This is a genomic window from Mycobacterium sp. SP-6446 (genome assembly GCF_001954045.1).
Classification (GTDB): Bacteria; Actinomycetota; Actinomycetes; order Mycobacteriales; family Mycobacteriaceae; genus Mycobacterium.
Window position 1 is genome coordinate 1 of sequence record NZ_MBEM01000250.1, and the last position, 7,898, is coordinate 7,898.

Annotated in this window: 7 protein-coding genes; 6 read left to right on the forward strand and 1 reads right to left on the reverse strand. The window is 66.4% G+C overall.

Translation table 11 applies throughout. The annotated features are described in order from the left end of the window. The 5 genes from A5736_RS22235 to A5736_RS22255 all read left to right on the forward strand — a co-directional run. Positions 1–393, forward strand: a 393-nt coding sequence (locus A5736_RS22235; RefSeq protein ID WP_139333507.1) for an SCO1664 family protein, incomplete at its 5' end; no start/stop codon positions are given. A 64-nt stretch (positions 394–457) separates the two neighbouring features. Next, complete coding sequence (locus A5736_RS22240) at positions 458–1,234, forward strand: 3'(2'),5'-bisphosphate nucleotidase CysQ (RefSeq protein ID WP_076248603.1); 777 nt, start codon at positions 458–460, stop codon at positions 1,232–1,234. A 26-nt stretch (positions 1,235–1,260) separates the two neighbouring features. Beyond that, positions 1,261–2,517, forward strand: a complete 1,257-nt coding sequence (gene mshC, locus A5736_RS22245; protein WP_076248599.1) for a cysteine--1-D-myo-inosityl 2-amino-2-deoxy-alpha-D-glucopyranoside ligase — start codon at positions 1,261–1,263, stop codon at positions 2,515–2,517. A 160-nt stretch (positions 2,518–2,677) separates the two neighbouring features. Next, the gene (locus A5736_RS22250) at positions 2,678–4,291 is read left to right on the forward strand and encodes an alkaline phosphatase family protein (protein ID WP_076124583.1); all 1,614 of its coding nucleotides are present in this window, start codon (positions 2,678–2,680) and stop codon (positions 4,289–4,291) included. A gap of 32 nt (positions 4,292–4,323) precedes the next feature. Then, a complete protein-coding gene (locus A5736_RS22255) occupies positions 4,324–5,265 on the forward strand; it encodes an SDR family oxidoreductase (RefSeq protein WP_076248601.1) in 942 nt (313 codons plus the stop codon). A 9-nt stretch (positions 5,266–5,274) separates the two neighbouring features. Here A5736_RS22255 and A5736_RS22260 read toward each other — a convergent pair whose 3' ends face one another. After that, positions 5,275–6,162: a PAC2 family protein gene (locus A5736_RS22260; RefSeq protein WP_083667649.1), complete on the reverse strand. Its 888-nt coding sequence runs from the start codon at positions 6,160–6,162 to the stop codon at positions 5,275–5,277. A gap of 320 nt (positions 6,163–6,482) precedes the next feature. Here A5736_RS22260 and A5736_RS22265 point away from each other — a divergent pair. After that, a partial coding sequence (locus A5736_RS22265; protein WP_254848434.1) for a homocysteine S-methyltransferase family protein occupies positions 6,483–7,898 on the forward strand: 1,416 nt, incomplete at its 3' end.

Sequence of the window (7,898 nt, forward strand, 5' to 3'; positions counted from 1 at the left end):
GACGAGGTCGTCCTGATGCACGCCGACGACATCCGGTTGTGGCGGATGGCGGTCTTTGACGTGCTGATCAACAACGCCGACCGCAAGGGCGGCCACGTCCTGCGCGACATCGAGGGCCACATCTTCGGCGTCGACCACGGCGTGTGCCTGCACGTCGAGAACAAGCTGCGCACGGTGCTGTGGGGCTGGGCGGGCAAGCCGATCGACGACAAAACCCTGGACGCGGTCGCCGCGCTCGCGGACGCCCTCGGCGACTCGTTCGGCGACGAGCTGGCCGGCCACATCACCCGGGCCGAAATCGCGGCTCTGCGGAGGCGCGCCCACGCGCTGCTGGACAACCCAGTGATGCCGGAACCGAACCGTCACCGACCGATTCCCTGGCCGGCGTTCTAGGGCGCGGCTCATTCGGGACGTGCCGGTCGGCAATACTGAACCGGTGACCCCGGCGCCGGATGAGATGACGGACGCCGCGCTGGCCGCCGACCTGGCCGCGGATGCGGGGGAGCTGCTGCTGAAGGTGCGCGAGGAGATCGGTTTCGATTCTCCCTGGGCACTGGGCGACGCGGGGGACAGCCTGGCCAACGAGTTGATCCTGCGGCGGTTGCGGGCCGAACGACCCGGTGATGCCGTGCTCAGCGAGGAAGCCTACGACGACCTCTCCCGGGTGAATCACGACCGGGTGTGGATCATCGACCCGTTGGACGGCACCCGTGAGTTCTCCACGCCGGGGCGCGACGACTGGGCCGTACACATCGCGCTGTGGCAACGTGACGGGGTCCCCGCCGACGAGCATCGCGAAATCACCGACGCGGCAGTGGCTTTGCCGGCGCGCGGCAACATGGTGTATCGCAGCGACACCGTGACCGACGGCGCCGCGCGCACCGGCATTCCCCATACCTTCCGGATCGCCGTCAGCGCCACCAGACCACCCGCGGTTCTCTACCGCATGCGCCAGACGCTGCACATCCAGCCGGTGGCGATCGGTTCGGCGGGCGCGAAGGCGATGGCCGTCATCGACGGCGACGTCGACGCCTACGTGCATGCCGGGGGCCAGTGGGAGTGGGACTCGGCGGCCCCGGCCGGGGTACTGATGGCCGCCGGCATGCATGCGTCGCGGCTCGACGGCTCGCCGCTGCGCTACAACCAGCTCGACCCGTACCTGCCCGACTTCGTCATGTGCCGTGCCGAGGTGGCGCCGATCCTGCTCGGCGCCATCCGCCAGGAATTTCCCTGATTCCGCGCGCGTTTAGAGTCGACGTTATGCAGTCGTGGTCTTCCGCACAGGTCCCGGTGGTTCCGGGACGCGGCCCGGAGCTGCGGCTCTACGACACCTCCGACCGGCAGGTGCGTCCGGTGGCGGCCGGCTCCCAGCCCGGTTCGACGGCGTCCATGTACGTCTGCGGGATCACCCCTTACGACGCGACGCACCTGGGCCACGCGGCCACCTATCTGGCATTCGACCTGGTCCATCGCGTGTGGCTGGACCTCGGTCATGACGTGCATTACGTGCAGAACGTCACCGACGTCGACGATCCATTGTTCGAACGGGCCGAGCGCGACGGCGTCGATTGGCGTGAGCTCGCCGACCGCGAGGTCGCCCTTTTCCGTGAGGACATGGCGGCGCTGCGCATACTGCCGCCACGCGAATACGTCGGGGCGACCGAGGCGATTCCCGAAGTCGTCGAACTCGTCGAGAAAATGCTCGCTTCCGGGGCGGCGTACATCGTCGACCCCGAAATGGGGGAGCACCCCGACATCTACTACCGGGCCGACGCCACACCACAGTTCGGCTACGAGTCGGGCTACGACCGCGACACCATGCTTCGGCTGTTCGCCGAGCGTGGGGGCGACCCGGACCGGCCGGGCAAGACAGACGAGCTCGACGCGCTACTGTGGCGGGCCGCACGTCCCGGCGAACCGAGTTGGCCGTCGCCGTTCGGCGCCGGCCGGCCCGGCTGGCATGTCGAATGCGCGGCCATCGCGCTGAGCCGCATCGGCAGCGGCCTGGATATCCAGGGCGGCGGCAGCGACCTGATCTTCCCGCATCACGAATTCACCGCTGCGCACGCCGAATGTGTACGGGGCGAACGGCGATTCGCCCGGCATTACGTGCACGCCGGGATGATCGGCTGGGACGGGCAAAAGATGTCCAAGAGTCGAGGCAACCTGGTGCTGGTGTCGGCCCTGCGGGCGAAAAACGTTGAGCCATCGGCGATTCGGCTTGGCCTGCTGGCCGGGCATTATCGCGCGGATCGGTTCTGGAGCCAGCAGGTGCTCGACGATGCGACCGCACGACTACATCGCTGGCGCACCGCGACCGCGTTGCCCGCGGCTCCGGACGCCGCCGACGTCGTCGCCCGGGTGCGCCGCTACCTGGCCGACGACCTGGACACTCCCAAAGCGATCGCGGCACTTGATGGTTGGGCCACCGACGCCCTGGAATACGGCGGGCACGACGAGGGCGCGCCGAAGCTGGTGGCCACCGCGGTCGATGCACTCCTCGGGGTGGCCCTGTAGGAGAGGCCCTGTAGGAGAGGCCCTGTAGAGAAGCCCTGTAAGTCACTAAACGGCAACTGCTGGGTCTCGATCCGCGCAACAATCTGGGTGGACGGCGTGTCATAAGTCACCATCGACGGAGCAACGCGTAGCGCGCGTCAACCGCAAAGGTGATTGCTTGATGCTCAGTCGTTTTCGCCGTGTGGCTGGCGTGGTCAGCGCCGTCGGCATACTAATCCTTGCGCTGGACACCGTGCACGCATCGGCCGCGGCCACGGAGAGCCCGAACCTGCTGGTGAATCCCGGCGCCGAGCTCGGCGATCCTTCGCTGTCGGGATACAGCTCAGTGACCATCCCGGGCTGGACTGTGACCGGCACACCGACCGTGATCAAGTACGGCACCCTGCGCCGCCTGCCGTGGCCTCTCGGGTCGCCCGGGCCGATGCTCCCAGCGGCCGCAGGCTATCCCCGCGCCCAGAACGGGCCGCCGGACGGCGGCGTGCAGTTCTTCGGCGGCGGACCTGTGGCCACATCCACGCTCGCCCAGATCGTCGACCTCTCCGGCGCGGCGCAGCAGATCGACACCAGCACTGTGCCTTACACACTGAGCGGGTGGCTCGGGGGCTGGCTACAAGACCCGTCAGAAGCGTCGGTCACCGTCACTTTCCTAGCAGCTAACGGATCGCAGCTGGGCACCCCCGGCAAGATCGGGCCGGTCGGTCTGCTCGATCGCGGGTTGAATGCCAAACTCCTGCAACGCCAGACCACCGGGCCGGTTCCCGCGGGGACCCGCAGTGCGCGTGTGGTCGTGACCCTGAAAGACAAAAATCCGTTGTTCGGCGCCTATAACAACGCCTACGCCGACAACATCTCGTTCACTATCGGCGCTGCGTTGCCCGCCCCACCGCCACCTACACCACCGGCGTCGAAAGTCGGCCCCCTCGACCATGTGTTCCTGATCTATCTGGAGAACCATGGCGTGAAAGACATCGTCGGCAGCCCCAACGCGCCATACACCAACGGCCTCATCAACAACTACGGATACGGCTCGAACTACTACGCCCAAACCCATCCCAGCCTTCCGAACTACTACCCAATCCTCGGCGGCTCCGACTTCGGCTTCAACTACAACTGCGAGCTGGACTGCTTCGACGAACACAACCTCGTCGACAACATCGAAGCGGCGCACGGTGGATGGGCCGGCTACGAGCAATCGATGCCACAGCCATGCTTCAAGCAGTCCGCGGGGCCCTACAGTCCCGGCGAACTGCCATTCCTCGCCTTCCACGACATCGCGGCCAACGACGCTCGCTGCCAGGCGCACGTACTGCCGCTGCAGCGGATGGCCACGGATCTCGCTTCGACGTCCACCACCCCGAACTTCGTCTGGTGGGCTGCGGACGAAAACCACAACCAGGAAGGCCCCGTCAACCTCGAGTTCATCATCAGCCTGCTGACGAATCATCAGTACAACATCAAGGCCGGCGACCAGTTCCTTGCGGACACGCTGCCCATCATCCTGAACTCGCCCGCATTTCGAACGCAGCGCAGTGCCATCTTCATCACCTGGGACGAGGACTACAACAACATCTCGCTGGGCGTCGGGAACGAGGGTAACCACATCCCCATGATCGTGATCCCGTCACCGAATTCCGGTATGCGCCAAGGCCATCTCGTTGCCGCCAACTTCAACAACCACTACAGCCTGCTGCGCACCATCGAAGACTCCCTCGCAATGCCCCGGCTCACCAACAACGACAAGTTCGCGCAACCGATGAACGACTACTGGCCGTAGTCTCTGCGCGCCAAGGGAATTACCCTCGTCTCATGAGCAAGCTGAGCGGATCGCTGGACGGAAAAGTCGTCTTCATCACCGGCGGCGCCCGGGGAATCGGCGCCGAGGTCGCCCGCCGGCTACGTGATAAGGGCGCCAAACTGGTGCTGACCGATCTCGACAAGGCGGCGCTGGACTCGCGGGCCGCCCAACTCGGCGGCGACGACCGAGTGCTGACCGTGGTGGCCGATGTGCGGGACCTGGCCGCCATGCAGGCCGCGGCCGCCGCGGCGGTCGAACGCTTCGGCGGCATCGACGTCGTCGTCGCCAACGCCGGCATCGCCAGCTATGGCTCGGTGCTGCAGGTCGATCCCGAGGCCGTCAAGCGCGTGCTGGACGTCAACCTGCTCGGCGTGTTTCACACCGTGCGCGCCACGCTGCCCGCGCTGATCGACCGGCGCGGCTATGTGCTGATCGTCTCGTCTCTGGCCGCGTTTGCCGCCGCCGCGGGAATGGCGCCGTACGACATGAGCAAGGCCGGCAATGAGCACCTCGCCAACGCGCTGCGCCTCGAGGTCGACCATCTCGGCGTCAGCGTCGGGTTGGCGCACATGTCGTGGATCGACACCGCTCTGGTCCGCGATAGCACCGCAGACATGCCCGCGTTCGGCGAGCAGATCGCCGCGATGCCGTGGCCGTTGAACAAGACGACCTCGGTGGAAAAGTGCGCGGCGGCTTTCGTCAAGGGGATCGAGCGCCGCAAGGCCCGCGTGTTCTGCCCGCGCTGGGTTGCGTTGTTCCGTTGGCTCAAGCCGGTGCTATCGACGCCGATCGGCGAATTTCCCATGCGCAAGACCAACGCCGAGGTGATGCCGCGGATGGATGCCCAGGTCGCCGCGCTCGGCCGCTCCACCAGTGCCTACAACGAGGAGTTGGGGAGAAGTGAGTTGGGGAGAAGTGAGTTGGGGAGAAGTGATTGGGGAGAAGTTAGGTAAGACCTAGGGTCAGCGCCCGAAACCCGGGCGGCGGCGGCGCAGATACTTTTCGAACTCGGCGGCCAACGCGTCGCCGTCGATCTTGCCCAGCGCTTCGTTCATGTCCACCTCGGCGTCGCCGCGCTGCTCCAGCGACACCACGTATTCGGCGAGGTCCTCGTCCTCGGCCGTCATCTCGGTGACCGCCTGTTCCCACTCCTCGGCTTGCGCCGGCAGGTCGGCCAGCGGGACCTCGATGTCCAGCACGTCTTCGACCCGGCGCAACAGCGCCACCGTCGCCTTCGGGTTCGGCGGCTGAGACACGTAGTGCGGCACGGCCGCCCAGAACGTCACCGCCGGAATCCCGGCGGCCACGCAGGCGTCCTGGAACACGCCCGCGATCCCGGTCGGTCCCTCGTAGCGGGTTTCCTCCAGGCCGAAGCGTTTCGCCGACTCAGGGGAGTAGGCCGCTCCCGACACGGGCACCGGCCGGGTGTGGGGAGTGTCGGCCAGCAGCGCGCCAAGGATCACGACGGTATCGACGTTGAGCTTGTCGGCAATGGCCACCAGTTCGGCACAGAACGTGCGCCAGCGCATGTTCGGTTCCACCCCGTGCATCAGGACCACGTCACGCTCGCTGCCCGGCGGCCGGCAATGTGTGATCCGCATCGCAGGCCACACCAGTTCGCGAGTGACTCCGTCGACCTGTCGGATGACCGGGCGATTCACCTGGTAGTCGTAGTACGCCTCGTCGTCGATCTCGACGATCGGGTCGGCCTCCCAGATGGCATCGAGGTGCTCCAGCGCGTCACTGGCCGCGTCGCCCGCGTCGTTCCAGCCCTCGAATGCCGCCACGACGATCGTGTTGTGCAGTTCGGGCAGCTTGCCGCCATCCGGGCCGCCATCGGGCTGAGTCACAGAATCAGCCTACGGCTTGCCGTCAGCCAGAGGGCGTTTGCATAGCTCGACTATCCTTGTGGCGTGACCGCCGAATACATTCGGCTGCAAACTGGTTAACCTTGTTAACTACCGCGTCGCCGACAAGATCCGCGAACTGTCCTTCGGGGGCACTGCGATCGCGGCGATGAGTTGGGCGTCCAGACGTCGGTCGGGTGACGACGTAGACTTTTCTGGTCGAGAGGCGTTGCAACGGTTCCGGTTCGTGCCGGTAGCCGCCACGCTCGGCAGAGTCGACGTTGTTGACGAGAAGGACGCCTTCCGCTACGGAAGGAACGTACGTGAACGCCTTTAAGCCGGACATCCGCCCCGACAGCACCGACGAGCTGACGGCAGCTCTGCGCCAGCGGATCATGGTGATCGACGGCGCGATGGGCACGGCGATCCAGCGCGACCGGCCGGACGAGGCCGGCTACCGCGGCGACCGGTTCACCGAGTGGCCGACCGCTCTGCAGGGAAACAACGACCTGCTCACCCTGACGCAGCCACAGATCATCGAGGGGATCCACCGCGAGTACCTCGAAGCGGGCGCCGACATCGTGGAGACCAACACGTTCAACGCGAACGCGATCTCGCTCTCCGACTACGACATGGCGGACCTGAGCTACGAGCTGAACTACGCCGGTGCCGCGCTGGCCCGCAAGGCCGCCGACGAATACAGCACCCCGGACAAGCCCCGCTACGTCGCCGGCGCCATCGGGCCGACCACGCGGACCGCGTCGATCTCGCCGGACGTCAACGACCCTGGGGCCCGCAACGTCTCCTACGACCAGCTGGTCGCCGCCTACCTCGAATCCGCCAACGGTCTGGTCGACGGTGGTGCCGACCTGCTCATCATCGAGACGATCTTCGACTCGCTGAACGCCAAGGCGGCGGTGTTCGCCGTCGAGACGCTGTTCGAGGAGCGCGGACGCCGCTGGCCGGTCATCATCTCGGGCACCATCACCGATGCTTCCGGGCGCACGTTGTCCGGTCAGGTCACCGAAGCGTTCTGGAACGCGATCAGGCACGCGAAGCCGATCGCGGTCGGCCTCAACTGCGCGCTGGGCGCGCCGGAGATGAGGCCCTACATCGCCGAGATGTCGCGGATCGCAGACACTTTCGTCTCCTGCTACCCGAACGCCGGCCTGCCCAACGCCTTCGGCGAGTACGACGAGACCCCGGAGCGTCAGGCCGGCTACATCGCCGACTTCGCCGAGGCCGGCCTGGTCAATTTGGTCGGTGGTTGCTGCGGGACGGCGCCGCCGCACATCGCCGAGATCGCCAAGGTCGTCGAGGGCAAACCGCCGCGCGAGGTGCCGAAGATCCCGGTGGCCACCCGGCTCTCGGGCCTGGAGCCGCTGAACATCACCGACGACTCGCTGTTCGTGAACATCGGTGAGCGCACCAACATCACCGGCTCCGCCCGGTTCCGCAACCTGATCAAGGCCGAGGACTACGACACCGCGCTGTCGGTCGCCCTGCAGCAGGTCGAGGTCGGTGCGCAAGTCATCGACATCAACATGGACGAGGGCATGATCGACGGCGTCGCCGCGATGGACCGGTTCACCAAGCTGATCGCGGCCGAGCCGGACATCAGCCGCGTGCCGGTGATGATCGACTCCTCCAAGTGGGAGGTCATCGAGGCGGGTCTGAAGAACGTGCAGGGCAAGCCGATCGTCAACTCGATCTCCATGAAGGAGGGCGAGGAGAAGTTC

Coding starts and splice junctions, on each gene's coding strand:
- A5736_RS22240 (WP_076248603.1), top strand. CDS start 458: ATGACGGACGCCGCGCTGGCCGCCGACCTGGCCGCGGATGCGGGGGAG.
- A5736_RS22250 (WP_076124583.1), top strand. CDS start 2,678: ATGCTCAGTCGTTTTCGCCGTGTGGCTGGCGTGGTCAGCGCCGTCGGC.
- A5736_RS22255 (WP_076248601.1), top strand. CDS start 4,324: ATGAGCAAGCTGAGCGGATCGCTGGACGGAAAAGTCGTCTTCATCACC.
- mshC (WP_076248599.1), top strand. CDS start 1,261: ATGCAGTCGTGGTCTTCCGCACAGGTCCCGGTGGTTCCGGGACGCGGC.